This window comes from Labrys sp. HAY1-8F, from assembly GCF_056754975.1.
In genome coordinates this window covers 3032750-3059748 of sequence record NZ_JBPGWZ010000002.1, presented here as the reverse complement: position 1 = coordinate 3059748, position 26999 = coordinate 3032750, and the positions used below count along the sequence as shown (strand labels likewise).

18 protein-coding genes and 1 pseudogene are annotated in these 26999 nt (G+C 64.4%); 9 read left to right on the top strand and 10 right to left on the bottom strand.

Going from position 1 to position 26999, the window contains the following annotated elements:
- Positions 1-85: 85 nt before the first annotated feature.
- Positions 86-1168, bottom strand: a complete 1083-nt coding sequence (locus ACR9ZN_RS23205) for a polyamine ABC transporter substrate-binding protein (RefSeq protein WP_481273276.1) — start codon at positions 1166-1168, stop codon at positions 86-88.
- A 121-nt stretch (positions 1169-1289) separates the two neighbouring features.
- On the opposite strand from ACR9ZN_RS23205, the gene ACR9ZN_RS23200 reads away from it, so the two are divergent.
- Positions 1290-1913, top strand: a complete 624-nt coding sequence (locus ACR9ZN_RS23200; RefSeq protein ID WP_434958782.1) for a TetR/AcrR family transcriptional regulator — start codon at positions 1290-1292, stop codon at positions 1911-1913.
- A 60-nt stretch (positions 1914-1973) separates the two neighbouring features.
- On the opposite strand, the gene ACR9ZN_RS23195 is transcribed toward ACR9ZN_RS23200, so the two are convergent.
- Positions 1974-3263, bottom strand: a complete 1290-nt coding sequence (locus ACR9ZN_RS23195) for a CynX/NimT family MFS transporter (RefSeq protein ID WP_481273275.1) — start codon at positions 3261-3263, stop codon at positions 1974-1976.
- A gap of 235 nt (positions 3264-3498) precedes the next feature.
- On the opposite strand from ACR9ZN_RS23195, the gene ACR9ZN_RS23190 reads away from it, so the two are divergent.
- Together ACR9ZN_RS23190 and ACR9ZN_RS23185 are read left to right on the top strand one after the other, a co-directional pair.
- A complete protein-coding gene (locus tag ACR9ZN_RS23190) occupies positions 3499-5166 on the top strand; it encodes an amidohydrolase (protein ID WP_481273274.1) in 1668 nt (555 codons plus the stop codon).
- 98 nt (positions 5167-5264) lie between these two features.
- Entirely contained in the window at positions 5265-6617 is a 1353-nt protein-coding gene (locus ACR9ZN_RS23185; protein ID WP_481273273.1) for an alpha/beta hydrolase family protein, read from the top strand.
- A gap of 84 nt (positions 6618-6701) precedes the next feature.
- Here the strand turns inward: ACR9ZN_RS23185 and ACR9ZN_RS23180 are convergent, their stop codons facing one another.
- From ACR9ZN_RS23180 to xdhA, 5 genes and pseudogenes are all read right to left on the bottom strand, one after another.
- Positions 6702-7037 carry a hypothetical protein gene (locus ACR9ZN_RS23180; protein ID WP_454811411.1) on the bottom strand — a complete coding sequence of 112 codons (336 nt, stop codon included), beginning with the start codon at positions 7035-7037 and terminating at the stop codon, positions 6702-6704.
- A gap of 171 nt (positions 7038-7208) precedes the next feature.
- Positions 7209-9152 carry a solute carrier family 23 protein gene (locus ACR9ZN_RS23175; RefSeq protein WP_434958777.1) on the bottom strand — a complete coding sequence of 648 codons (1944 nt, stop codon included), beginning with the start codon at positions 9150-9152 and terminating at the stop codon, positions 7209-7211.
- A gap of 175 nt (positions 9153-9327) precedes the next feature.
- Complete coding sequence (gene xdhC, locus ACR9ZN_RS23170) at positions 9328-10218, bottom strand: xanthine dehydrogenase accessory protein XdhC (protein WP_454811409.1); 891 nt, start codon at positions 10216-10218, stop codon at positions 9328-9330.
- Positions 10211-12595, bottom strand: a complete 2385-nt coding sequence (gene xdhB, locus ACR9ZN_RS23165) for a xanthine dehydrogenase molybdopterin binding subunit (protein ID WP_454811407.1) — start codon at positions 12593-12595, stop codon at positions 10211-10213. The genes xdhC and xdhB overlap by 8 nt, the downstream gene beginning before the upstream one ends.
- Positions 12588-14080 (bottom strand): annotated as a pseudogene (gene xdhA, locus ACR9ZN_RS23160) (xanthine dehydrogenase small subunit). The gene xdhB and the pseudogene xdhA overlap by 8 nt, the downstream one beginning before the upstream one ends.
- A 547-nt stretch (positions 14081-14627) precedes the next feature.
- Here xdhA and guaD point away from each other — a divergent pair.
- Together guaD and ACR9ZN_RS23150 are read left to right on the top strand one after the other, a co-directional pair.
- On the top strand, positions 14628-15959 hold the full coding sequence (guaD, locus tag ACR9ZN_RS23155) for a guanine deaminase (RefSeq protein WP_481273272.1): 1332 nt from the start codon (positions 14628-14630) through the stop codon (positions 15957-15959).
- 336 nt (positions 15960-16295) lie between these two features.
- Complete coding sequence (locus tag ACR9ZN_RS23150; RefSeq protein ID WP_434958773.1) at positions 16296-17753, top strand: NCS1 family nucleobase:cation symporter-1; 1458 nt, start codon at positions 16296-16298, stop codon at positions 17751-17753.
- A gap of 106 nt (positions 17754-17859) precedes the next feature.
- Here ACR9ZN_RS23150 and dctA read toward each other — a convergent pair whose 3' ends face one another.
- Positions 17860-19164 carry a C4-dicarboxylate transporter DctA gene (gene dctA, locus ACR9ZN_RS23145; RefSeq protein ID WP_481274385.1) on the bottom strand — a complete coding sequence of 435 codons (1305 nt, stop codon included), beginning with the start codon at positions 19162-19164 and terminating at the stop codon, positions 17860-17862.
- Positions 19165-19537: 373 nt separating this feature from the next.
- Positions 19538-20545: a carbon-nitrogen hydrolase family protein gene (locus ACR9ZN_RS23140; RefSeq protein ID WP_481274384.1), complete on the bottom strand. Its 1008-nt coding sequence runs from the start codon at positions 20543-20545 to the stop codon at positions 19538-19540.
- 529 nt (positions 20546-21074) lie between these two features.
- Between ACR9ZN_RS23140 and ACR9ZN_RS23135 the strand changes: the two genes are divergently transcribed.
- On the top strand, positions 21075-22037 hold the full coding sequence (locus ACR9ZN_RS23135) for a hypothetical protein (protein WP_481273271.1): 963 nt from the start codon (positions 21075-21077) through the stop codon (positions 22035-22037).
- 13 nt (positions 22038-22050) lie between these two features.
- Here the strand turns inward: ACR9ZN_RS23135 and ACR9ZN_RS23130 are convergent, their stop codons facing one another.
- Positions 22051-22953, bottom strand: coding sequence for a LysR family transcriptional regulator (locus ACR9ZN_RS23130; RefSeq protein WP_454811401.1), 903 nt, complete (start codon positions 22951-22953; stop codon positions 22051-22053).
- Positions 22954-23273: 320 nt separating this feature from the next.
- Here ACR9ZN_RS23130 and gcl point away from each other — a divergent pair, with 320 nt between their 5' ends.
- The 3 genes from gcl (at position 23274) to glxR (ending at position 26978) form a co-directional block, all read left to right on the top strand.
- Positions 23274-25049: a glyoxylate carboligase gene (gcl, locus tag ACR9ZN_RS23125; RefSeq protein WP_434958770.1), complete on the top strand. Its 1776-nt coding sequence runs from the start codon at positions 23274-23276 to the stop codon at positions 25047-25049.
- Between the two features lie 176 nt (positions 25050-25225).
- A complete protein-coding gene (hyi, locus tag ACR9ZN_RS23120; protein ID WP_481273270.1) occupies positions 25226-26002 on the top strand; it encodes a hydroxypyruvate isomerase in 777 nt (258 codons plus the stop codon).
- Between the two features lie 79 nt (positions 26003-26081).
- A complete protein-coding gene (gene glxR / locus ACR9ZN_RS23115; protein ID WP_481274383.1) occupies positions 26082-26978 on the top strand; it encodes a 2-hydroxy-3-oxopropionate reductase in 897 nt (298 codons plus the stop codon).
- Positions 26979-26999: the final 21 nt, after the last annotated feature.

The following is a 26999-nucleotide window of genomic DNA, read 5'->3' as shown; positions in this document are numbered from 1 at the left end:
CCTTGGAGCGCGGACTTCCAGTCCGCTCTTCCCATCCTGCAAGCGAGGCGTTTTCAAGAGCGGACTGGAAGTCCGCGCTCCAACCTCACTGCTGCATCATGTCGGTCCAGGCGTCCTGCATCTTCTTGTCGAGATCGGCATTGGGCGCGGGATAGAGCTGAGCCTTGGCGAGATAGCCGGCCTGGTCGTTCCAGCGCAGGGCCGTCTTCTGGGCATCGGTCAGGTGGTCGCCGGCGCGTCTGTTGGCGGGCATCGCCCAATAGCAGGAGGAGGTGGCGAGGCGCGCCTGGCCTTCCGGGCTGAGGATGTATTGCACGAATTTCAGGGCCAGCTCCTTGTGGGCGGCATCCTTCATCACCCCGATCGACTGCGCCCAGCGCACGGCGCCCTGGTCCGGCACGGTCCAGTCGAGATTGGGCTTTTCGGCCGAGAGCGCAGCGGTGATCCATTCGCCGCCACCGACCAGGATGTCGACTTCGCCCGTGGCCAGGGCGGTCTGCGAGGCGGTGACCTCGCTGACCTGCTTGGAGACCTTCTTCATCGCGGCAAGTTTTTCCTGGATGGCCGGCAGGTCGGCGTCCGAGAGCTCGGCCGTCTTCTTGCCGAGGCCGACCTGAACCAGGCCCATCACCGGCATGTAATAGTCATAGATGGCGATGCGGCCCTTGTATTTGTCGGACCACATCACCGACAGGTCCTTCATGTCCTTCGGGTCGACCTTGGTCTTGTCGTAGGAAATCGTGTTGTAGCCGAACTTTTCGGTGGCGGCGTAGATCTTACCGTCCTTGCTGTTCTGGGCCTCCATGCGCACTCCCGGGAACGTGTCGGCCAACGGCAGGGCATCGGCGGGCATTTCGGCCAGCAGATTCTGGTCGACGGCGCGCTTGACGTCGATGGCGTCGATCACCAGCACGTCCCAATCGCCCGGCCGGGACTGGGCGATGATGGAGAGGCCCGCGCCGGTGCCTTCATAGGTCTTGAGGTTGACCTTGACGTTGTTGGCCTTCTCGAAGGGCTCGATCAGGGCCGGGTCGGTATGGTCGCACCAGACCAGGGCATTGAGCTCGTCGGCGGTACGGGCGGTTGCCATGCTCGAAAGGCCGGCCGTGCTGGCGAGGATGGTGGCGAGGAGGAGACGGCGCGCAGGGGCGCGGCTTGCGAATGTCATGTCAAACCTCTGGCTGGCGGCACGCATTGACGGTGCTCTAATAAAGAAATTGAGTGAGTTCATTTTTTAAGTCAATATCAATTTTAGAACACATTCAGAGGATGCGGCCAAGGGAGGTGATATGGCGGGACTACGCGCAAAGCAGAAGGCGGACAGGAACCGGCGCATCCTCGAGGCGGCCACGTGGCTCTTTCGGGACGTGGGCTATGATAGCGCCAGGATCGAGGACATCGCCGAACGCGCGGAAGTATCGGTCGGCACGCTCTACAACTACTACCAGAACAAGGGCGACATCCTGCTCGCCGCCGTCACCATGGAGGTAGAGGAGGTGCTGGATGCGGGCCGCCGCATCGTGGCCAATCCGCCTGCGACCGTCGCGGCGGCCCTGCAGGCACTGATCGAGCAATATTACGACCATTCCCTGGTCTATCTGTCCAAGGAAATGTGGCGGGTTGCCATGGCGCTGTCGATCCAGCAGCCCGACAGCCCGTTCAGCCGGCGCTACACCGAGCTCGACCGGCGGCTCTGTGGGCAGGTCTCGAGCCTGGTCCAGACCTTGCAGAGGCGCGGCGCCGTCCGTGCGGATGTAGACGCGGCCGCAGCCGGCGAGATGTTCTTCAACAATCTCAACCTGATGTTCATCGAATTCGCCAAGGACGAGGCCATGCCCCTGGAAGCGCTGAAGGCCCAGGTGGAACGCCAGAACCGGCCACTGTCAGGCTTGATCGCGGACACAGGGACTTGAGGCGGACCAGAACCGGCCGCGACGAGCCTTCTCCACTGCGTGAAGAAGGCTCGTTACGCCTCACTCAGCCTTCACCTGCACCATCTTGTCCTGCCCCGCTTCCAGGGCACTCCAGGCGGCGATGAGGGCGAAGGCGATGAACAGCAGCGTCGGTGCCGCAAAACTGCCGGTGATGCCGCGCAGCAGCCCCGCAAGCAGCGGGCCGAAACCGGCAATGATATAGCCGAAGCCCTGCGCCATGCCGGACAGGCGGGCGGCGACATGCGCATCGGGCGAGCGCAGGATGATCAGCGTCATCGCCACCGCGATCAGGCCACCCTGGCCGATGCCGCAGAAGATGGCGCCGATCCAGGTGAGCGACAGGGGCAGCCAGTAGCAGCCGGCAAATCCGACCGCGCCGCAGGCGAGCAGGACAAGGCAGACGAGGCGCTGATCGCGCCCGCGCATGGCCAAAGGCGGCGTCGCCAGGCAGGCCAGCATCTGCACGACAACGGAGCCCGACACCAGAAGCCCCGCACTGGTGCCTTCCATGCCGCGATCGCGCAGCATCGGTGCCATCCAGCCGAAGACGATATAGGCCATGGCCGATTGCAGGCCCATGAACAGCGTGACTTTCCAGGCGAGCCTGTCACGGAACAGCCCCTTGACGGCCGGCTTGGCGGCAGCGTGGTCATGGCCCGCCTTGAAAGCCTGCGGTGCCCAGATCATGGCGGCGGCGAGTGCCGGCACCCCCCACAAAGCCAGCGCGGCGGGCCAACTGCCGGACAGTGCCTTTTCGAGCGGCACGGTAAAGGCCGCGGCAGCGGCCGCGCTGCCGCACAGCGCCATGGTGTAGAGCCCCGTCATCAGGGCGATCTGCTTGGGGAAGTCGCGCTTGACCAGCCCGGGCAGCAGCACATTGATCATGGCGATGCCGGCGCCGGCCAGGAAGGACCCGACGAAGAGGAGTGGGGCCTGGCCGAGGCCGCGCAAACCCGTGCCGAGCGCGATGGTCAGCATGGAGGCGAGGATGACGCGCTCTGCCGAAAAACGCCGGGCAAGGCTCGGGGCGGGGAAAGAAAAGATGCCGAGGCAGACCACCGGCAGTGTGGTCAACACGCTCGACCACAGGGAATTGAGACCGGCGTCACGCACGATTTCCGGCAAGACGGTCGACAGGCTGGAGAATACCGCCCTCAGATTGGCGGCGATCAGCACCAGGCTGACGCCGAGCAGGACGCGCGCCGTCAGGCTCGCTCCACCGGGTTCCGGCCCCTCCTCGACATCGATCAGCGGCTCCCCCGGGAGCGGGTGCAATGCCTCAGGATCGGCGGAAGGCCGCAACGGCTTCTCAAAGGATCTGTCGGTCAAACGATGTTCGTTTCGAAATGGAGGAAACAACGGGCAGCCGGTGCGGGAAAGCGGCGCGAATAGTCCTAGCAATAGAGACATCGGCCATGGCGCTCAACCATCCTGCGTCCCGATGCATGCAGGGGAGGCATGCGCCAAAACGCGGCAGGCCCGCGGTGCCTCAATAGCTTGCCCGGCCTGCCGGAATAGGCTCTGTTGCGCGCCTTATTGCAACGGCAGGATTTCCGGGGGGCACATGCCGCAGGCCGATCTCATCATCCACAATGCCCGCATTCTCACCATGGATGAGGAGCGCTCGCGCGCCCAGGCGCTGGCGGTCGCCGGCAACCGACTGCTTGCCGTGGGCAGCGACAGCGAGATCCTGGCTCTGGCGGGGGAAGGCACAAGGCGCATCGATGCCAGGGGTGGCACTGTGCTGCCGGGCCTCAACGAAGCCCATATGCACATCTTCGGCGGCTCGGTGTCTCTCACCCAGCTTTCCCTGTTCGGCGTGAAAGGCTTCGAGGCCTTGAAGCAGGCCGTCACCGCCTATGCGGCCGCCAATCCCGATCTTCGCCTGCTCGTCGGCCTGTCGGCCGACTACACCATCCTGTCCGAGACCGAGAAGGTCAGCCGCCACCATCTCGACGCCATCCTGCCGGATCGGCCCTTCATGATGCTGGCGCCCGATCGCCATACCGCCTGGGCCAACACGGCCGCGCTGAAGGCGGCCGGCATCCTCGAGGGGCGCGACGTCGGGGTGGGCAACGAGATCGTCATGGGCGAGGACGGCCTGGCCACCGGCGAGCTCAAGGAAACCAACGCTATCGACCCGGTGGCGGAGATGGGCGTTACCGCCGGGCGCGACCATCTCGGTATCGGCACGGGCGGGGATCCCGATCATGTCACGCCCGAGGAGCGGGCTTCCGATCTGGCGCTGATCCGCCGGGGCCTCGCCTATTGCGCCGAACTCGGCCTCACCAGCGTGCAGGCCATGGACGGCAATCTCTACCAGCTCGAAATCCTGGAGCAGATCGAGCGCGAGCATGGCTTGCCGGTGCGCGTGCGCATGCCCTTCCACATGAAGAACTTCATGGATCTGAGCATGATCGAGGCCAAGGCGGCAGACTGGCGCCGGCGCTTCGACAACGACAGGCTGCGCTGCGATTTCGTCAAGGTCTTCGTCGATGGCGTCACCGAATCCGGCACCGCCGTGATGGTGGACGATTATGCCGACGAACCGGGTTGGAAGGGCGATCCGCTGTTCACGCGCGAGCATTTTGCGCGCGTCGCGGTCGAGGCCGACAGGCTCGGCCTGCAGGTGGCCGTGCATGCCATCGGCGATGGCGCCGTGCGCATCGTGCTCGACGGTTATGAGGCCGCGCGCAAGGCCAACGGGCCGCGCGACAGCCGGCATCGCATCGAGCATGTCGAGGTCGTCCATCCCGACGACGTCAAGCGCTTCGCCGAGCTCGGCACGGTGGCGTCCATGCAGCCCACGCATCCGCCCGGCTCGGCGGGCCTGCCCCTGGAACCCTATCTCACCCGCATCGGCGAGGCGCGCTGGCCGCTCGCCTTCGCCTGGCGGACCCTGAAGGATGCCGGCGCGCGTATCGTCTTTGCAACAGACTGGCCGGTCTCGCCATTGTCGCCGCTGAGCTGCATCCAGGATGCGATGACCCGCCAGCTCTGGAAGGACGGCATGCCCGACCAACGCCTGAGCCTGACGGAAACGCTTGCCGCCTATACCAGCGAGGGAGCCTGGGTCGAGTTCATGGAAGACCGCAAGGGCCGGCTCAAGCCCGGCTACCTTGCCGATATCGTGATCCTCTCCGGCGATATCGAGGCCACGCCTGCGGCCGAACTGGCGGCGCTGCGTCCGGTCGCGACGATCTGCGACGGCAGGATCACCCACCAGGCCTGAAACCCGGTCCGTTCACGAAGGCGTCACGACTTCGGTCGTTTGCTGTTCCCCGGGCAAGGCTTGGCTCCACTGCCAGGCCTTGATTGTGGGGACATGCGATGCCGGGTCGCAAGAGTGCCGTCATTCTCACCCATGGCATGGGCGAGCAGATGCCCATGGCGACCCTGCGGGGCTTCGCCGAAGCCGTCTGGGTTCACAATCCTGACATTGACGGGCGCCGGCGGGACGATCCGCCGAAGGGTGGAAACCCGGTCTGGTGGAAACCGGACACACGCAATGCCTCCTACGAACTCTATCGCATCACCACCCGGTCAGGCGGTCATCACGAGGGAAGCGATGCGCCGCGAGTCGATTTCTTTGAATTCTACTGGGCCGATCTCACCACGAGCACCACCACGGCCCAGTTGCGCGATTGGTTCATGTCGCTGCTCCTGCGTCGGCCGGGCCGGGTTCCCAGCGATGTCCGTGGCATCTGGCTGGCGCTCTGGATCGCCACGATCGGGGTGATCGGCCTCCTTTCTCTGCAGGGCCTGGCACAAATCCTCGATTGGAAGCTGGATAGCTGGGTGAAGGGGTTGCTCTGGGCCTTCACGGCCCTGAGCGCCATCTTCATCGGCTTCGCCGTCGCCTATTTCGGCGATGTGGCGCATTACATTCGGGCCAAGCCTGCCAATATCCAGGCGCGCCGCGAGATTCGGAAACGCGGCCTCGAACTCTTGCAGACACTCTCGAGGAGCGGCGAGTATGACCGCATCATCCTGGTCGGCCACAGCCTGGGCAGCGTCATCGCCTATGACCTGGTCCGGCTCCTGTGGGCGGAAGAATATGCGGCACGGACATTCGCGCCGGCGGGTAGGGTGGCGGATGCCTTGGCGGCGGTGAGAAAGGCGGGCGAGGACCTCAATGCAAAACCCTCCCACGCCGGTCTCCTCGATGCCTATCAAATCGCGCAAAAGGGGCTGTTCGCAGGCCTGCGGGAGGCGCATTCAGACCCGAAGAAACGCTGGCTGATTTCCGACCTCGTCACCCTCGGCTGCCCGCTCACCCATGCTGAATTTCTGATTGCGCGCGATCTCGAGGCCCTGAAGCAGGATGTCGAGGCACGCCGGCTGCCGAGTGCCCCGCCGGCCACGGAAGCCTCGGGCGATTATGCCTATCCTGTGCCCGATCCGACGGCGGCAGCGATGCGGCTGCACCACGCGGCCCCCTTCTCGCTGGTGCGTTGGACCAATATCTACGACCCGGGCAAGCTGGCCCTGTTCGGCGATATCATCTCGGGGCCGGTTCGCGGCAATTTCGGCACAGGCGTCAGGGATGTCGCTGTCAGAATAAGCGGGCGGGTGCCCCTGATCGGGCGGATCTTCACCCATACCCGCTATTGGGATGAGGATAAGGGAGCCGCCCAGAGCCTGGTGGCGCTGCGCCAGGCTCTGAAACTCGACGAACGATAGCACGAGCCCAGAATCGGGCGAACCCAGCAAGCAGACCTGCCGTTCCCGGCACGTTCGAGGGCCGTAGGCTCTCGGTGCCAACCCTCAGGATTTCTTGGGCTTCTTCTCCGGCAGGGGCAGGCTCGCCGCCTTGGAGTCGGAGGCATTGGCCTTGCCGGAGCTTTCCTCCGACGCCTCTTCGGCTTCCTCAGCGCCACTACCGGCGAGCCTATGCTTGATGGCCAAAGCATAGATCGTGTTCAGGACGTTCCGATCAGTCAATTCCGGATCGCTGAGGGCGAGGAAACCTGCCCGGGCGATACGTTTGCTGTTCGCCTTGGAGACACGGCCTACAATATACGCATGGATCTCTTCGTCGGTCAGACCCGACGTCGCTCCTTCAATCAGATATTCATAAATTTTCTTCTTGGTGTCGCCCACGTGTCGGTCCTTCGATTGTGAATCGGGCAGACCATGCGTCATCGGGGTGTCACAAACAACCCTGCCCGGGCGGCACCGGCGCGAGGCAAGGATTACAAACGCCGAAAGCCCCCGACAGGCGATGCGGGGGGCTTTCTTCGCGATCCGTCTGGCGTCAAGCGCCCGGGCGCTTCACACGAACCGCTCCTGCAATTGCACCAGATGGGAGGTGGCGATCGGATTGGCATTGGCGACGAGCTTGTCGAAGCGATGGTTGGCGATCTTGGCGATTTCGATCAGGCCCGTGGAACGCTCGACCGTCGGCGAGTTGGCCATGCGCGACCAACCGGTCGCCAGCACCCGCTCATAGCGCTCGACTTCATGCGCGCAGATGATCAGCGGGAAGCCGAAATGCTTGCGATAGGCCACGGCCAGCCTGTTCACCTCGGCCAGATCTTCATTGTCGATGCCTGCATCGGCGTGATCCAGCAGATAGGTACTGCCTGCGTCGCCTTCGCTGCCGAGATCGGCGAAGGAGTTCAGCAATTGCAGCTGTTCCGCGGCCGAGCCGGTGAGCAAGGCGTCATGGAAGGCCGAGCGCAGTGCGATGGTGTCGGCGAAGGGCCGCAAGGCATAGGCCCGTTCCAGCACCCAGGGCGTATTCTCGACCAGGCCGCCGAAGGTCCTGGCGAATTCGGCGCTGCTCATCTTGTTGACGTCGGCGAGGGTGACCAGCGTATGGCCGGGGCGGCCGGCCACGGCCGGGCTGTGCACCTTGCCGACATGGTTGAAGATGATGTTGAGCGCAATGGCCGAAATGGCGCCCAGCGTGATGCCCGAGCCGAAGATGATCTGGGCCCATTGCGGAAAGGCGTTGGCCACGAAGGGTTGCGACGTCACCAGCATGCCCAGGCCCACGCTGGTCGAGACGATCACGATGTTGTTGTGATTGTTGAAATCGACCTTGCTGAGCGTCTGGATACCGACCACGGCCACCGCCGCGAACATGGCGAGCGCGGCGCCGCCGAGCACGGGATGCGGGATGCCGGCCACGATGGCAGCCGCCTTGGGCAGCGAGCCCAGGATGATCATGATCACGCCGGCGGCAACGATCACCCAGCGGCTCTTGACCTGGGTAAGCCGGACCAGGCCGACATTCTCGGCAAAGCAGGTATAGGGAAAGGAGTTGAGTACGCCGCCGATGAAGGTGGCGACGCCGTCGGCCCGGATGGCGCGGCCGATGTCCTCGGGAGCGATGCGCTTCTTGACGATCTCGCCGGTGGCGAAGACGTCGCCTGTGGTCTCGACCATGGTGATGATCATCACCACCATCATCGACAGGATGGCGGTGATCGAGAAGGTCGGCCAGCCGAAATAGAAGGGCGAGGTGTAGCCGACCCAGCCGGCATTGGCGACTTCGCTGAAATGGGCATCGCCCAGGGCCCAGGCCACCAGCGTGCCGGCGACCAGGCCGATCAGCACCGCGACGGTCTGCATGAAGCCGGTGAACACGCGCTGGATGCCGACGATCAGAGCCAGCGTGCCGAAGGCGTAGGCGAGGTTCTTGAGCAGGACCGGGTCCTGCATCGCGTTTGGCCCCTTGCCCACCACGATGTCGTTGGCGGCCACGGGCAGCAGCGCCACGCCGATGATCAGGATCACCGACCCCGTCACCACCGGCGGGAAGAAGCGGGTCAGCCTGGCGAAATAGGAGGCCACGGCGAAGGTGAACAGGCCGGCCACCAGCACGGAGCCATAGATGGAAAGCAGGCCTTCGGTGCCGCCGCCGACGGCGAGGCCGATGGCGATCATCGGGCTCACCGCGGTGAAGGTCACGCCCTGGAGCAGCGGCAGCCGGACGCCGATATTGCCGATGCCGACCGCCTGGATGATCGAGGCGATGCCGCAGGTGAAGAGGTCGGCATTGATCAGGTGGATCAACTGCTCGGGGCTGAGCTTGAGCGCGCTCGCCACGATGATCGGCACCAGCACCGCACCCGCATAGAAGGCGAGTACGTGCTGGAAGCCATAGGTCGCCAGCTTGGCGAAAGGCAGAACCTCATCGACGGGGTGCACCCGCGCCGTTCGCTCCGAGGCGGTGCCGGCCGCCTCGCTGATCTGGGTTAGCGTTGTCATCGGGCGTCTTCCCTCCTGAGTTTGGCGGCCATCGCACCGGCCTCAGCAGGGTGTCGACGGCATTCTTATTGCTGTGGCATGGGCGTGCAGAGGCGATCCTCGCCGCGAGCGGGAGAAGGGCGCCGGTACTTCAGGTCAGGTTCTGGCCGGAGTCTGGCCGGTACGAGACCGGCGATCAGCCGGTCGAGGCTGCGATGCCCGTCTTGGCCGGAGCCCAGGCGGGGCGTTGCAGCCTGGCGGCGCGCTGGGCGAAGCATCGCACCAGCTCGGCCGCCGTCAGGCTGGCAATGATCTCGGGGCGCTTGTCGTCGACATCGGCGCCGCCGATCGGGCAGGTCAGTTCACCGAGCATGGCCAGGGTGCCGCTGTTGCGCAGGAACTGGCTTTCGAACCGCTTGCGCTTGGTCTTGGAGCCGATCATGCCGACATAGGCGGCATCGCGGCGTTCCAGGGCCGCCTCGGTCAGCCGGTAGTCGAGCGCATGGCTATGGGTGAGGATGATATAGGCGGCGCCGGCCGGGGCGTCCGCGATGGCATCGGCCGGATCCTCCAGATGGCGCACGCGGCAGTTTTCGGGCAGGCCGGCGAGCGTCTCGGCGCGATCGTCCACCAGCGTCACCGCGAAGGGCAGCAGGCTGAGCATGCTCGCGAGCGCCCGGCCGGTATGGCCGAGCCCGAATACCAGCACCGGCGGCCGCGCATCCATGAGCCTGGCCTCATGGTCGCCCAGCCAGGCGGCCACCTTGGTGGTCACCGGCGCGAAGCGCAGGGTGACATGGCCACCGCAGCACTGGCCCATCATCGGGCCAAGCGGCAGGTCCATGCTCTGTGCCTTGGGGCCGCAACCTTCCTTGCCCTCGGAGAGCATGGAACGCGCCACGTCGATGGCATGGAATTCGAGATGGCCGCCGCCGATGGTGCCGGCAACCGCATGGGATGTCACCAGCATCAGCGCGTCGACGCCGCGTGGCGTCGAGCCCAGCGCCGCCGCGATCTCGACCAGAATCGCCTGGCGGCCATCGGCTTCGATCGTGGCGAGGAGCTTGCCGATCTCGAGATCAACCATGGCCCCCGCTCCTCTCCCGCACCTTCGCGCGCATCGCCTCGACGGCGAAGAGGACGCGCTCGGGCGTGGCGGGCGCATCGAGATCGGGGAAGATCTTGTGGTCGCCGATGCTGGCCACCGCATCCGACAAGGCGTGCAGGACGGAGACCGGCAACACCAGCGGCGGCTCGCCCACGGCCTTGGAGCGGTGGATCGAAGGCATGTGGTTGGGCTTGTTCAAGAGGTCGATGTTGAAGATGCGCGGACGGTCCGAAGCCACCGGGATCTTGTAGGTGGAGGGCGCGTGGGTGCGCAGGCGCCCCTTATTGTCCCACCACAATTCCTCGGTGGTCAGCCAGCCCATGCCCTGCACGAAGCCACCTTCGATCTGGCCGATGTCGATGGCCGGATTCAGCGAAGCGCCGACGTCGTGCAGGATGTCGACCCGCTCGACCCGGTATTCGCCGGTGAGCGTGTCGATCGTGACTTCCGAGGCGGCGGCGCCGTAAGAATAGTAGTAAAAGGCGCGCCCGCGGCCGGCCTTGCGGTCCCAATAGATGTCCGGGGTGCGATAGAAGCCGGAGGAGGAGAGCTGGATGCGGTTGCTATAGACCTCCTTGACGAAATCCGGCCATTCGATCTCGCGATTGCCGACGCGCACGCGGCCGGGCAGGAATTCGACCTGGTCGGCGGGAATACCGTGCTTCTCCACGGCGTAGGCGACCATGCGCTCCTTGATGTTGTTGCAGGCGTTCAGCGCCGCCATACCGTTGAGATCGGTGCCGGAGGAGGCCGCCGTCGGCGAGGTGTTGGGTACCTTGGCGGTGGTGGTCGGCGTGATCTTGACCATGTCGAGATCGATCTGGAAGGCCTGCGCCACCACCTGGGCGACCTTGATGTAGAGGCCCTGGCCCATCTCGGTGCCGCCATGGTTCACGCTCACCGAACCATCGGTATAGACGTTCACCAGAGCGCCGGCCTGATTCTGCCAGCTATTGGTGAAGGAGATGCCGAACTTCACCGGTGTCAGCGCGATGCCGCGCCGGAAGACGCCACCCTGGGCATTCTGCCTGGCATTTTCGGCGCGGATTTCGGCGCGTCGGGCCTGATAGTCGCTCGATGCCTCGAGCTTAGCGATGATCTCGGCCGAGAGGTCTGCCTCCACCGTCTGGTGATAGGGGGTGAGGTCGCGGCCCGGCCCGCCATAGAAGTTGAGCTTGCGGATTTCGAGCGGATCCTTGCCGGTGGCATAGGCCACTTCCTCGATCAGGCGCTCGGCGCCGATCGCACCCTGCGGCCCACCGAAACCGCGGAAGGCGGTGTTGGAGACGGTATGCGTCCGCAAGGGCTGGGCGTTGAGGCGCACGGCCGGATAGAAATAGGCGTTGTCCGCATGGAAGAGTGCGCGGTCGGTCACCGGGCCGGACAGGTCGGCCGAGAAGCCGCAGCGGGCGGCGAACAGGATATCGACAGCCAGGATATGGCCTTCATCGTCGAAGCCGACTTCGTAGTCGATCACGAAATCGTGGCGCTTGCCGGTGGCGACCATGTCGTCGTCGCGATCGGGCCTGAGCTTGACCGCCTGGCCGGTGCGCCTTGCCGCCAGGGCAGCGATGGCGGCGAAGATGTTGCCCTGGGTCTCCTTGCCGCCGAAGCCGCCGCCCATGCGGCGGATCTCGCAGGTGATGGCGTTGCTCGGCACATCCAGTACATGCGCCACCGCATGCTGGATCTCGCTGGGATGCTGGGTGGAGGAATAGAGGGTGACGTCGCCGTCCTCGCCCGGCACGGCGAGGGCGATGTGGCTTTCCAGATAGAAATGCTCCTGGCCGCCGAGATTCATCGAGCGCTTGATGCGCCGGGGGGCGGCAGCCATCGCCGCATCGAGATCGCCGCGGTTGAGGCTCATCGGTTCGGCGACGAGGTCCAAGCTACCGGATTTCTGGCCGTCCTTACGGGCGGCGGCGATGTCGAGAACCGCAGGCAATTCCTCATAGGTGATCTTGGCCTTGGCCGCAGCCAGGCGCGCCTCGTTGCGGGTGCGGGCGATCACGGCGAAGATCGGCTGGCCGTAGAACATCACCTTGCCCTCGGCGAAGACCGGGTCGTCGTGATGGTTGGAGGGGCTGACATCGTTGACGCCGGGAACATCGGCCGCCGTAAGCACCAGTTCGACGCCGGGACTGTCCTTCACCGCCGAGAGGTCGATCTCCTTGATCAGGCCATGGGCACAGTGTGACAGGCCGAGAGCGGCATGCAGCAGGCCTGCCGGTTCGGGCATGTCGTCGATGTAGAGCGCCTCGCCGGCCACGTGCTTGTGACCGGAATCGTGACGGGTGGATTGATAGACGCCGCCGGTGACCTGATCGCGATTTGCAGCGAAGACGGGCTTATGCATGGGCGTCACTCCGGAGGATGCCGGCAACCCGGTGGACGGAACCGGTGGTGGTCTCGGCCTGGAAACGGCGGATCAGATTGGCGGCTACCGTCGAGCGGTAGCGTGCGCTGGCGCGCCAGTCGTCGAGAGGCTTGAAATCACTGGCCAAGGCGAGGGCCGCAGCTTCGGCGGCCTCGGCATTGAAGGCCCGGCCGGCGAGAGCCGCTTCGGCCGCGGCTGCGCGCTTGGGCGTGGCGGCCATGCCGCCGAAGGCCAATACGGCATTAGTGGTCAGGCCCGCCCCATCCAGCTCAAGGCGGAAGGCGGCGCACACGGCCGAAATGTCCTCGTCGAAACGCTTGGAGATCTTGGAGACGTGGAACAGCGTGCCCGGCCTGGGCTTGGGTACGATCAGGGCCTCGACGAAATCGCCAGGCTGGCGGTCCTGCTTCTTGTAGGCGATGAAGAACTGCTCGAGCGGCACGGTGCGCCGCTCACCGCCGCGCCGCAGCGTCACGCTGGCGCCGAGCGCGATCAGGAGCGGGGGGAATCGCCGATAGGCGAGCCGTTGGCGACATTGCCGCCGATGGTGCCGGCATTGCGCACCTGCTCCGAGCCGAAGCGGCGGATGAGTTCGTCGATCTGCGGGTCGAGTGCGCCCAGCGCGGCGCGCGCGTCGCTGACCGAGACCAGGGCGCCGATGACGAGGTGGTCGCCCTTGTCTTCGATGAGGTCGAGTTCACCGACGCGGCCGAGCGTGATCACGGTGGCCGGACGCAGCAGCATCTTGGTGATCCACAGGCCGACATCGGTGGCACCGGCCACCAGCGTGGCATCGGGATGGGCGGCCGTGAGTTCGGCGAGCTGGTCCGAGGTGGCGGGAGCGAACAGCCTGCGCCCGCCTTCGGAAATCTCGATGACCTCCTGGTCGGCAAGACCGGCCAGCTTGCGGGCGATCTCGACGCGGCCGACATTCAGCGAGTCGGCGCTGGTGGCCTCGATCTCATAGGCTCGGTCGAGCGCCGATACGATCGGGCCATAACCGGTGCAGCGGCACAGATTGCCGGCAAGAGCCTCCTCGATGCGCTCGCGCGAGGGCGCTTCGGCGGCGCCCAGCCACAGGGCGGTCAGCGACATCACGATGCCGGGAGTGCAGAAGCCGCATTGCGAGCCGTGCAGCTCCACCATCGCCTGCTGGACGGGGTGCAGGCCTCCACCAGCCTTCTTCAGATGCTCGACGGTGACGATGTGGCAACCGTCGAGAGTCGCCAGGAAGCGGATGCAGGCATTGATCGCCTCATAGCGCAGTTCGGTCTTGCCGTCGCCCTCTTGGCGCAGCCGTCCGACCAGCACGGTGCAGGCGCCGCAATCGCCCTCGGCGCAGCCTTCCTTGGTGCCGATGAGCCGGCGCTCGTTGCGCAGCCAGTCCAGCAGCGTCAGCGTGGGGTCGAAGCCCTCGAGCGAGAACTGGCGATCGTTCAGTAGGAATCGTACGGTCCGGCGCATGATCATCCATGTGGTTTTGGCGAGGACTGTTGACCAGTTTCCCGGTGTAGCCAACCCTGCAGCATAGTCGATGAAGGCACTGAAGCGAGCCAGGCGAAAATGCCCGGCCCCGAACATACCAATGCATGCCCGGCGACTGGCGACCCGAGAGTGGGTGCGCGGCGACGAACATGCCGGAGGGCTGGAGCCCGGCCGATCCACAACGGGATCGGACTATGTTTGGGGGGTGTCGATCCGGCCTCCCTGCGCCGGCGCCTCCTCCCAAGATTTCAACCGGGCTCGTTCCTGGCCTCTTTGTAGCACTTATAATTTCTCGTGGGGCGTCGCAGCGGTAGACAGGCCTCGCATGAAGGACTTCCCAATAAAATGTGACAATCGCCTGAAAGGGATATGGTTATGATGACTGGCATGATCGGTGAGCCATGCCATGGGATCCTGACGCAGTCGCAGGTCCCACGCTGGTGCCCGCATTGAAGGCACGGCGTCTTCACCGGAGAAAAGCGCTCTAGTCGCGCGCCCTGTGCGCCAGCCAGAAGGAAGTGACGTTGTGACGACGAAGGATATCTCGCGGGCGGATACGGCCCTGCGCGGCCGCCTGTTGTGGTTCGTAGAGCGCCCGGAGGAGCACGGCGCGAGCGCCGTGCGTTATATCGAGGACGGTCTGCTGGTCCTGGCCGGCGGCAAGATCCTGGCGGTCGGCGAGACGTCCGTTCTGCGTCCCCAGCTTCCCGCCGGCGCGGTTGTTCACGATCATTCGGGCAAGCTGATCACGCCCGGCTTCATCGATCCGCATATCCATTTGCCGCAGACGCAGGTGGTGGCGTCCTGGGCAGCCCAGCTGCTTGACTGGCTCAATACCTACACTTTCGTCGAGGAGCAGAAATATGGCGATCCGGCCCATGCGGCCCGCGGCGCCGCCTTCTTCTTCGACGAACTGCTTTCCAACGGCACCACCACGGCGGTCGCCTTCTGCTCGGTACATTCCACTTCGGCGGAAGCCTTCTTCGCCGAATCCGAGCGGCGCAACACCCGTATGGCCGCCGGCAAGGTGATGATGGACCGCTATGCGCCCGATGCTCTCACCGACACCGCCAAGTCCGGCTATGACGAGAGCAAGGCCCTGATCGGACGCTGGCACGGCCGAGGCCGGCAGCTCTATGCCATCGCGCCACGCTTTGCCATCACCTCCACGCCCGAGCAGCTCGAAGCTGCTGCCACCTTGTCGCGCGAACATTCGGACTGCCTGGTCGAGACCCATATCTCCGAGAATCTGGAAGAAGTCGCCACCGCCAAGCGGCTCTATCCCGACTGCGCCGACTATACCGCGATCTATGAAAAATACGGGCTGCTCGGCCCGAAGTCGCTGATGGGGCACTCGATCCATCTGTCCGAGAGCGAGCGCCAGCGTTATGCGGATGCCGATGCGGTGGCGGTGTTCTGTCCGACCTCCAACCTCTTCCTCGGTTCGGGCCTGTTCGACTGGAAGGCGATGCGCGATCCTGCCAGGCCGGTGCGCATCGGCGTCGCCACCGATATCGGCGGCGGTACCTCCTATTCCATGCTGCAGACCATGAACGAGGCCTATAAGGTGCTGCAATTGCAGGGCCAGCGCCTGGATTCGCTGGCGCTGTTCCATGCCATGACGCGCGGCAATGCCATTGCCATCGGCCTCGAAGATCTGATCGGCAGTTTCGAACCGGGCCATGAATGTGATGCCGTCGTGCTCGACGCCAAGGCGACGCCGGCCATGGCGCATCGCATGGAGACGGTGACCACCCTGGCCGAGGAGCTCTTCGTGCTGATCACGCTCGGTGATGACCGCGCGGTGGAGGAGACCTATGTCATGGGCGAGCCGAAGAAGCCGCGCAAGCGCAGCTGAGACGGAGTATCTGGCCTGAATTCGCCCACCGTCGCGGATTGGCGACGGTGGACTTTTTATTGCCGGCCTGCTGCGACTTTGCGCGCGCCCATGGTTTGCGGCTGTGCAGGTTGCTTCTCATTCGAGCAGTATTGGCTGAGTTGGCGATCGGGAGAGGTCAGTACAGATAAAATATCGGTTCTTATTGTTTTGATGTTGATTGACTTGTCTCTTGAGAAGGCTCTGACTGCGACATGCAGGGCCAAGATTCGGCTCAGCCATGACGAATGGAATTGCCGCCGGACATTACCAGACGTCATGCCATGATCTCCGGCGGCAGGGCAGGAGAGTCGATAAATGGAGATCAAGGGGGCATCGCCCGACCTCTACAACGAGGATCTGGCACCGGCAAAAGTCCGCAATTGGGGGCCGTTCAGCATCTTCAACGTCTGGACATCGGACGTGCACAGCCTGTGGGGTTATTATCTTGCGGCCAGCCTGTTCCTGTTCTGCGGCGGCTTCGTCAATTTCATCGTGGCCATCGGCATCGGCTCGCTGGTCATCTACGCGCTGATGAACCTGGTGGGTTATGCCGGCGTGAAGACCGGCGTGCCCTATCCGGTGCTCGCCCGGGCCTCCTTCGGCATCTGGGGCGCGAACCTGCCGGCTCTGGTGCGGGCCGTGGTTGCCTGCTTCTGGTATGGCGCCCAGACATCGGCCGCCTCGGGGGCCATCGTCGCGCTGCTGATCCGCTCGGAGAGCTTGGCCCAGTTTCATCGCGACGTGCATTTCCTCGGCCATTCCGGGCTCGAAGTAATCTGCTTCGTGGTGATCTGGGCCCTTCAGCTCCTGATCATCCAGAAGGGCATGGAGACGGTGCGTCGCTTCCAGGATTGGGCCGGCCCGGCGGTGTGGGTGATGATGCTGATCCTGGCGATCTATCTCTGCGTCAAATCCGGCAGCTTCGCCTTTTCCAGCGATATTCCCCTCGAGGTTCTCCTGGAGAAGACCAAGGATGCCGGCGTGCCCGGCACGCCCGGCTCCTGGACCTCGCTGTTTGCGGTCGCGGCGATCTGGGTGACCTATTTCTCAGCGCTCTATCTGAATTTCTGCGATTTCAGCCGTTACGCGCCCGACAAGGCCGCGGTGCGCACGGGCAATCTCTGGGGTCTGCCGGTCAATCTGGTACTGTTCTCCATGGTGGCTGGCGTCACCACCATCGCGGCCTATGACGTCTATGGCGAGGTGCTGCTGCATCCCGACCAGATCTCGGCGAAATTCGACAGCTGGTTCCTGGCTCTCCTCGCCGCGCTGACCTTCGCGGTGGCGACGCTGGGCATCAATGTCGTGGCGAACTTCGTCTCGCCGGCCTTCGACTTCGCCAATGTCTTCCCGCGCCGCATCGACTTCAAGAAGGGTGGCTATATTGCAGCGCTGATCGCCTTGGTGCTCTATCCCTTCGCGCCCTGGGAAGGCAGCGCCGCCAGCTTCGTCGGCGTCATCGGCTCCACCATGGGGCCGATCCTCGGGGTGATGCTGGTCGACTATTATCTCATCCGCAAGGGCGAGATCGATGTCGAGGCGCTCTATCGCGAGGATGGCGAGTTCCGCTTCCAGGGCGGCTGGCATGTCAAGGCGCTGATCGCAGCCGGCATCGGCGCGCTGTTCTCCTCCATCCTGCCCAACCTGACCAATTGGCTGCCGGCCTGGTGGGGCATCTATGGCTGGTTCTTCGGCGTCGCCATCGCGGGCGTCATCTACTATGTGCTGCGTTCGCTGGCGCCGGGCGTGAAGGTGTCGGGGGCAAAGGCGTAAAAGGTACTTGGGCGAGGGAGATGCGCCGCCGCCGCTCCCTCGTTCCGTACGAAGCTGGGGCGATGGCTCCATCCCTGACCCAAAGTGGGGCGAGTGGCCTTCTTTGTCAGTCCGCCATGTCGCCATTCTCTCCGAGCACCTTGGCGGCTCTTGCCCGGTCGAGGTCCCCTTCCCAGGCGGCGATGACCACGGTGGCGACGCAGTTTCCGACGAGGTTGCCGACGGCGCGGGCCATGCCGATGAACCAGTCGACCGAGAGGACGAGCACGAGGCCGATGGCGGGGATGGAGGGGATCGTGTTGAGCGTGGCCGCCAGGATCACGATGGCCGAGCCCGGTACGCCGTGGGCCCCCTTCGAGGTCAGCAGCGAGACCCCCAGCACCAGAAGCAGATCCCCGAGCGACAGCGGCGTGTTGGTGGCCTGGGCGATGAAGACGACAGCCAGCGTGAGATAGATCGAGAAGGCATCGAGATTGAAGGAATAGCCGGTGGGAATGACGAGGCCGACCACCGATTTGCGCACACCCAGATACTCCAGCTTGCGCATCACCTGCGGCAGGACGGCGTCCGAAGAGGCGGTCGCCAGGACGATGGCGAGTTCCGCGCGCAGATAGGCCAGGAACCGGAAGATGTTCAGGCCGGTCATCCACATGATGCTGCCCAGCACCACGATGACGAAGGCGGCGACGGCGACATAGTACAGGCCGACCAGCGAGACGAGTTGCTGCAGCGATCCGACGCCGTATTTGCCGACCGTGTAGGCCACGGCGCCGAGGACGCCCAGGGGCGCGAGGCGCACGATGAGCGACATGGCCTTGAACAGGATCGTCGCCACGGCATCCACGAAGGAGGAGATCCTTTCTGCCTTCTCGCCGCCCACGAGCGCGAGGCTGATACCGAAAACGATGGCGAAGAACAGGACTTGCAGCACGTCATTGCGCGCGAGGGCATCGATCGAGGTGGTCGGGATGATGTTGAGGATGAAACTGCCGACGCCGGCGCCCTGCATCTTGTGCGCATTGTCGGCATAGCTGCCCATAGCGCCGGCATCGAGCTTGGTGGCATCGACATTCATGCCGTGGCCGGGGCCGGCGACGAGGGCCAGCAGCAGGCCGAGGGCGAGGGCCACCGTGGTCACCACTTCGAAATAGATCAGCGCCTTGACGCCGACGCGCCCGACCTTGCGCAGGTCCCCGGCGCCGGCGATGCCGTGCACCACCACGCAGAAGACGATCGGCGCCACGATCATCGAGATCAGCTTGAGGAAACCGTCGCTCAGGACCTTCAACTGAACGGAGAAGCCCGGCGCGGTCATGCCGAGCACGACGCCGAGCGCGAGGGCGACGAGAACCTGGAGGAAGAGGGAATTGATGAGTGGTTTTCGGCCGGCCGGGGCCGTGATGGCATCCATGGTCATCGGAATAGTCCTGTCCGAAGGGGCAGCGGTCGGTGGTTGTCCCGCAACCGGCCGGCACGTCTTGCGCCTGGGGTGACGACGAGCCCACCCCCGCGTCGCCGACGGCGCGCGTCAGGCTCGCTCAGGAAATTCAAGCAAGGAGCATGCCAGCTGGTGTTTGCCGTGGCCTTCGTGCCGAAAGGTGGACACCCTCTTGCGCAGCAATGATGCGGCGACAGTGACCAAAGGGGCCAGGGGGCAATGCAGTTCACATAAGGAGGAAACGCTCCGATTTGTCATTGCCGGGTCAAGCCCGGCAATGACAAAGGTCGTGCAAACTCGAAGACGCTTAAGTGAACGGCATTGGCCTTTGGGTCTCTTTTGCCGATCAGAACGAAGTGCGGGCGTCGCTTCTGGGATCGCCGTCTATCTTATGCGCCTCGTAAAGATCGGAGCGGGCGGTTCGTCGCCATGGCCGCGCGGGATGCTCGCGATCGGCCGAGATGTCGGAGACGAGGAGGGCCGGCGTGCCGTCTGACGGGCATTGGGCTTTCCATCGGCCGTCCGGCGCGGCTATTCCAGCGGGGATCGTCACGCTTTGCGGCGCATGGGCGGCGTAACTGACCCAATAGGCATTGCTGGCGGCATGTCCCAATGCCTCCGCCGCGAAAGGCGGCGCGGCCGATGGGGTCTCTCCCGTCGTCGAGAACAGGACGCAATCGACATCCAGACTCTCATACTCGGTGAATATCTCCGGATAGTGCGCCTCCATACCGAGCGCACAACCGAAACGGAGGTCGTCGACCTCGAAGGTCACCGGGCCTTTCCCCGGCGAATACATGAAGGAGATCTTGGTGTTCGAGAGCAGGCGCTCGTCATAGCGGGTGACAAGGTCGCCGCGATCGGAGACGACATAGAGGCTGTTGTGCGGCCGGTGCGGCGGCGTGAGGCGATGGACCGACCCGAACGCTGTCCAGAGCCCAAGTTCCCGCGCGAGCGTGCTGATCATGTCCAGTTCCTCGCGAAGAACCGCCCAGTCGAATCGAGTCCAGTCGGAAGGGCCGATATCCCCAGGGCCGTTCTGCGACATGATGCGCTTGTTGGGGGAGCAGGTTGCGCCCTCTGGGAAATGGATGAGCCGCGCGCCTTCCTTATGAGCCTCACGCATCAAGCGCCGCATTTCCTCGCCAGTGGCGCGGAAACCGGAACTATCGCGGGGATCGTTGAAGAGCGAGGTTTGCGCGACCGCCAGCCGTAGCGATTGCGTGTCGGTATGGCTCGGCGACGGATCATGTCCCGATGTCTGGCGAATATGTCTGAGAGCGGCGGTATAGGACTCGCCCGTTTTGGCTGCGCGCGCACGGACACGGCGCTTGAGATTGCCATTCTGCGTCATTGTCAGGCCTTTCACGCCCCGGACGCAAGTTCCCCAGCAACCACGCCCGAAACGACCGGACCACGACAACGACCCGAGACAGAAGTCCCTTTGCCTCCGTTTAAGGCCATGCTGGGGAAGGCCTTGGGAGGTTGGGCGTCGGTCACGCCTATGCGCAAAATGTCGGCCCGGTGGTAATTCGTCAAGTGGCCATGGACGCGTGCAAACCCGCCGCGGCAACCTCCCTAGTCCATATTACCCGGGGGCGTTGCCGAGCTCGAAGCTCTCCACCATGCCTTCCGAAGTCTGGAGGCGAATGCGGACAAGATGGCTTGGAGCATGCCACAGGTCTACTTGCTTCAAGATCGGAGAAAATCTTCTCTCTCTCATAATAATTCTCTCCTACGGCACCGATTGTATCGAATTTATCTCAAGAGGTATGCATCTACCGCGCGGCAATTTACATAATTGTCAAATAATACTTCTTGAGAGACATCGATGCGTCCGTATAGACTGCTTCATATACTTCGCAGGTCATTCGGGGTGGGCAATGAACTGGAACGGCGCCTTTCCTTTCGACAGTCACGACATGTCGGTGCTTTACACCATGGAGGTCGCACGGCACGAGGAGCGGCAAAGGCGCGGTGCCGAGATCGCAGCGGCCAATGCCGCGCTCGATATCTATGCCGGCATCGACGGCACCGGCCCCTATTCCGACCGGGCCTATGAGACGGAGTTCGGCAATAGTTTCGTACAGCGCCTGTATCGGAGCTGGGGCAACGAAGCGCGATATTACCGGCGCGGCCCGAGCCTCGACGGCGTCTCGACGCCGGCCCTGGGGATCGGCGCCTATCGCTCTGTGCGGGAGCGCTATCGGCACAAAGCGTCCGGACCCAAACGTATCTTCTTAGCCGGCTATAGTCGTGGCGGTGCGGCAGTGGTCTATACCGCTTCGCTGCTCGCGCTGAAGGGGATTGCCGTCGACGGCCTATTCCTGTTCGATGCGGTCGACAGGCAGCCCTTCAATGCGCCGCTCTTCATTCCGCCCAATGTCCGGGTGTGCTTCCATGCCCGCCGGGATCCGAAGACGGGTTCACGGTCGCTGTTCGGCAGCTATGCGACACGGCGCATGCCGGGCGCGCCCACCATTTACAAGCAGCAATATTTCTTCTGTACCCATGGCGGCATGGGTGGCACGCCCTGGGGCGTCGCCGACCCGGACGGCATTATCAACGAATCCAACGATTATCTGCCGCCCGGCGCCGGCGGGGCGCGGCGTCCGTCCGTTTCGGCGGCGGAGCGGCTGGCCGGCGACCGGACGACCCGCGAAATCCTGAAATATACGGCACCGGGAGCCTATGGCGCCCTGGAGGCCAATGACGCCTACAAGCATTTCGGCAGGACAAAGGTGACCTTGGCCCAGGAGCAGGCCGAGTCAGCCCGGGTCTGGATCTGGATGTCGACGGCCCTGAAGGTCCTGCGCCGGGAACTGGCTGCCGTCCCGGTCTCCTGAGCAGCGGAAACGTTTATTGGCGGCCTGGCTGGGCCCGCCAATCGGCCAGGAAGCGGCGCGCGAAGCCCAGGAAGCGTGCCAGCACCGGGCTGGGCTCTCGCTGATAGACCATGCTGACGTCGGCAGTGGGGGTCGGTGGCACGAGGTCGCGGTAAATAACTTCGGGCCGCGACAGGGCGCTGACGCTGCGCGGGGCAAGGGCGATGCCGAAGCCCGCCGCGACCAGGCTGGTGAGTGAATAGGATTCGATCACCTGTTGGCTGATGCGGGGAATGAAGCCGGCCTCGACGCAGCATTGGCGCAGATAGACCGCAAAGCTGGAATCGCGCAGGCGCAGGAAGACATGCTCGTCCTCGTGGAGTTCGGCGAGAGCGATGGAGCCGCGCTCGGCGAGGCGATGGCCTGATGGCAGGAAGACGCCGACAGGCTCGCGCCAGGCGGTCTCGCGGACGAGTTCGGCATCCTCGGGCGGCATGCGCAGGAAGCTGACGTCGACGGCCCGGGTCGAGAGCGCATTGAGCTGGGCTTCGGGGGCCATTTCGTGCAGGCCGATCACCACGCCCGGAAAGCGGCGCCGGTAGTCCGCCATCAGGGCGGCGAGCGGGCCGAGCAGCATGGAGCCGGTTGCCGCCACGTTGAGCGCGCCCGTCATGCCCTGGCCGATCGCCTTGACCTGCGTCGCGGCAAGTTCGGCGCTGGCGATGATGCTGCGCGCATGGGCGAGAAAGGCCGTGCCGGCTTCGGTGAGCATCACCTTGCGGCTGGTACGCAGGAACAGCACGGCGCCGAGCTCATGCTCGAGGTCGCGGATTTGCTGGCTCAGCGGGGGCTGCGAGATGTGCAGGCGCTGCGCGGCGGCCGTGAAGCTGAGTTCCTCCGCCAGGGCGATGAAGTAGCGCAGATGGCGCAGTTCCATGGCAGCCACCGATCCATATCTTTTAGCTATTGATTATACCGAACCATATATTGGACTAATAGTCGTTCCCCTGCAATCTTCAGGCAGCAATGAGCGGGAAAGACCGCTCCGTCGAACAATTCATACCGCCTTGGATTCGATCCCGTCGGTCGCATGCGAGGCGCGATTTTCAAGAACGACATTCAATCCCGTTGAATCGAATATCGTTCATGATTTCAAAAAGATAGACGCGTCTTTCCGATCCAGTCGGATCGGAAAGCGCTATGAAACCGACGCAAATTCCGATCCGCGGATCGAAGAATGCTTGAGGAGAAACGCTCATGGCCCGCATGACCGCGGCGGAAGCTGCTGTGCACATCATGGAGAAGGAAGGCGCCCAGTGTGCTTTCGGCGTCCCCGGTGCTGCAATCAACCCGCTCTATGCCGCGCTGCGCCCGCGCAACCAGATCAAGCATGTCCTGGCCCGCCATGTCGAGGCGGCGTCCCACATGGCCGAAGGCTATACGCGTGCCAAGGCCGGCAATATCGGCATTTGCATCGGCACCTCCGGCCCGGCCGGCACCGACATGATCACGGGTCTCTACTCGGCGGCGGCCGATTCCATTCCAATTCTGTGCATCACCGGCCAGGCGCCGCGCGCCCGTCTGCACAAGGAGGACTTCCAGGCCGTCGACATCGCCGCGATCGCCAAGTCCGTCACCAAGATGGCCGTCACCGTGATGGAGCCCGCCCAGGTGCCCGGCACCTTCCAGCAGGCCTTCCATCTGATGCGCTCGGGCCGCCCCGGCCCCGTGCTGATCGACCTGCCCTTCGACGTGCAGACGGCCGAGATTGAGTTCGATCCGGAAACCTATGAGCCGCTGCCCGTCTACAAGCCCAAGGCCACCCGCGCCCAGATCGACAAGGCCATCGCCCTCCTCCAGGCGGCCGAGCGCCCGCTGATCGTGGCCGGCGGCGGCATCATCAATGCCGATGCCTCCGACAAACTCGTCACTTTCGCCGAACTGACCGGCGTGCCGGTGATCCCGACCCTGATGGGCTGGGGCACCATCCCCGACGACCACCCCTTGATGGTGGGCATGGCCGGCCTGCAGACCAGCCACCGCTACGGCAATGCCACGCTGCTCGCTTCCGACTTCGTGCTCGGCATCGGCAATCGCTGGGCCAACCGGCACACCGGCACAATGGAGGTCTACACCAAGGACCGCAAATTCGTGCATGTCGACATCGAGCCGACCCAGATCGGCCGGGTCTTCGCGCCCGATTACGGCATCGCCTCGGATGCGGGCCTGGCCCTCGATGTCTTCATCGAAGCCGCCCGGGAACTGAAGGCGCAGGGCAAGCTCAGGGATCGCTCCACGTGGCTGGAGGAATGCCGCGAGCGCAAGAAAACCCTGCTCCGCCGCACCCATTTCAGTGAGACGCCGATCAAGCCGCAACGCGTCTATGAGGAGATGAACAAGGCTTTCGGCCGCGACACCACCTATGTCTCGACCATCGGCCTGTCGCAGATCGCGGCCGCCCAGTTCCTGCATGTCTACAAGCCCAGGGGCTGGATCAATTGCGGCCAGGCCGGTCCGCTCGGCTGGACGCTGCCGGCGGCGCTCGGCGTCTGCGCTGCCGATCGCAGCGCTTCGGTGGTGGCGATCTCGGGCGACTACGATTTCCAGTTCCTGATCGAGGAGCTGGCCGTCGGCGCCCAGTTCAACCTGCCTTATGTGCATGTGCTGGTGAACAACGCCTATCTCGGCCTGATCCGCCAGTCTCAGCGCGGCTTCAACATGGACTTCCAGGTCCAGCTCTCCTTCGAGAACATCAACACGCCGGAACTGGGCGTCTATGGTGTGGACCATCTCAAGGTGGTCGAGGGCCTGGGCTGCCGCGCCATCCGCGTCACCGACCCCGAGAAGCTCTATGACGCCTTCCAGGAGGCCAAGCGCCTGGCCGCCGAACTGCGCGTGCCGGTGGTGGTCGAGGTGATGCTGGAGCGCGTCACCAACGTCGCCATGGGCACCGATCTCGACAAGGTCACGGAGTTCGAGGATCTCGCCCTCGACGCCTCCGACGCGCCCACCGCGATCGCGCTGCTGGACTGAGTTTTTACCCTCCCCTGGAGGGGGAGGGTCGGCCAATAGGCCGGGGTGGGGTGAGAACCGCTGCCCCTGGCCAATGTGATTGAATGAGAGCTCGTTCTCCGACGGTCGAGCCATCACCCCACCCCGACGCTAGCGCGTCGACCCTCCCCATCGAGGGTAAGACACCGGGAACCGCCATGCCTAAATTTGCCGCCAATCTGACCATGCTGTTCAATGAAGTGCCGTTCATGGAGCGCTTCGCGGCAGCCGCCCGCAACGGCTTTGCGGGCGTGGAATATCTGTTCCCCTATCCTTTCCCGGCGGCCGATCTGGCTGCCGCCCTGAAGGAGCACAAGCTCACCCAGGTCCTGCACAATCTGCCGGCCGGCGACTGGGCGGGCGGGGAGCGCGGCATCGCCGTGCTGCCCGATCGCAAGGCGGAGTTCCGTGAAGGCGTTGCAGAGGCCATCACCTATGCCAAGGCGCTGGACTGCAAGCTGGTCAACTGCCTGGCCGGCATCGCGCCCGCCTCCGTCGATGCGGGGCAGGCAAGGGCCACCTTCGTCGAAAACATCGGCTATGCCGCAAGCGAGCTCAAGAAGGCCGGCATCCGCCTGGTGATCGAGGCGATCAACACGCGCGACATTCCCGGCTTCTACCTGACCAACACCCGCCAGGCGGCCGAGATCATTGCCGAGACCGGCTCGGACAATGTCGGTCTGCAATACGACATCTACCACATGCAGATCATGGAAGGGGATCTGGCCCGCACCATCGAAAAGCACCTGCCTGAGATCTGGCACGTGCAGCTGGCCGACAATCCCGGCCGCAACGAACCGGGCACCGGCGAGATCAACTACCCCTTCCTCTACCAATGGCTCGACCAGCTCGGCTACGCCGGCTGGATCGGCTGCGAATACAAGCCCAAGGGCGAGACCGAAGCGGGCCTGGGCTGGTTCAAGCAGGCTCGCTGAGCCCGTCCCATAAATCCCCTTCTCCCCTTGCGGGAGAAGGCGACTGGCTGGCGCTTGCGCCTAAGGAACAAGGATCTTCATCATGAATATCGGCTTTGTCGGACTTGGCATCATGGGCGCCCCGATGGCGGGACACCTGATTGCGGCCGGCCACACCCTCTTCCTCAACACGCTCGGCAATGTGCCCGAGGACCTGATCAAGGCCGGCGGCAAGGCCGAGGCGAGCGCCGCCGACGTCGCCCGCAAGGCCGACATCATCATCACCATGGTGCCCGACACCCCGGATGTGGAGACGGTGCTGTTCGGCAAGGGTGGCGTCGCCGAGGGCCTCTCCGCCGGCAAGCTCGTCATCGACATGAGCTCGATCTCCCCGGTGGAGACCAAGAAGTTCGCCAAGCGCATCAACGAACTCGGCGTCGACTATCTCGACGCGCCGGTCTCGGGCGGCGAAGTCGGCGCCAAGGCGGCCTCCCTCACCATCATGGTCGGCGGTCCCGAGGCCGCCTTCGAGCGCGCCAGGCCGCTGTTCGAAAAGATGGGCAAGAACATCACTTTGGTCGGCGGCAATGGCGATGGCCAGACCACCAAGGTCGCCAACCAGATCATCGTCGCCCTCAATATCGAGGCCGTCGGCGAGGCCCTGCTGTTCGCTTCGCGCGCCGGTGCCGACCCGGCCAAGGTGCGCCAGGCCCTGATGGGCGGTTTTGCCGCCTCGCGTATCCTGGAAGTGCATGGCGAGCGCATGGTCAAGCGCACCTTCGATCCAGGCTTCCGAATCGCCCTGCACCAGAAGGACCTCAATCTCGCCTTGACCACGGCCCGCCAGCTCGGCCTCTCCCTGCCCAACACCGCCACCGCCCAGGAATTGTTCAATGCCTGCGTCTCGCATGGCGGCGCGGCCTGGGATCATTCCGGCCTGGTCCGGGCGCTGGAGATCATGGCCAATCACGAGATCGGCGCACCGGTCAAGGGCTGACGCCAGCCATCGGTCTTTCCC